General features: G+C 75.8%; 1 protein-coding gene. It reads right to left on the bottom strand.

Annotated features, from left to right (window positions below):
- A partial coding sequence (locus tag GJ695_RS29390) for a DUF58 domain-containing protein (RefSeq protein ID WP_154370610.1) occupies positions 1–534 on the bottom strand: 534 nt, incomplete at both ends.

Here is a 534-nt window from a genome sequence, read left to right as displayed (position 1 = left end):
GGCTGGCCGAACAGGGCCAGTGCGCGCAGGCAGGCGGCGCGGTGGGCGTCGCCGAGGGCCGGGCCGTAGTCGTGCTGCGCCAGGCGGAAGCGGTAGGGCAGCGCGCGCTGCTCGGCCTCCAGCACCCAGCGCGCCAGGCGCGCCAGCTTGCGCTCCAGGTCCAGCTGCAAGGGCAGCGCGGCGAAATCCAGCGTCAGCTCGGCCACCGCGCCGCCCTCGAAATGCTTGGTCACCAGCTGCCCGCCCAGCGCCGGATCGAGCCGCGCGATCTGCCGCCACGCCAGATGCCGCAGCGGATCGCCGGCCTGGTAGCTGCGGATGCCGGCGAAATTATCCAGCCCCACCGTGCCATGCCCATCCTCGCTGGCCGCGCCGGCGGCCGGCAGCGGCTGGGCCGGCAACTCCGGCGCCGGATACACCAGCACCCGCGCATCGGGCTGCCAGTAGCTCCAGGCGCGGAACAGCCCGAGCGGAAAGCGCGTCACCAGCCGCACGCGCGGCGCCGCCAGCCAGCCGCGCTGCGGCGCCGGCGCC

It is taken from the genome of Duganella alba, assembly GCF_009674495.1.
GTDB lineage: Bacteria > Pseudomonadota > Gammaproteobacteria > Burkholderiales > Burkholderiaceae_D > Rugamonas > Rugamonas alba.
Note: the sequence above shows the minus strand (reverse complement) of the source record. Positions and strands in the feature narration are given on the sequence as shown.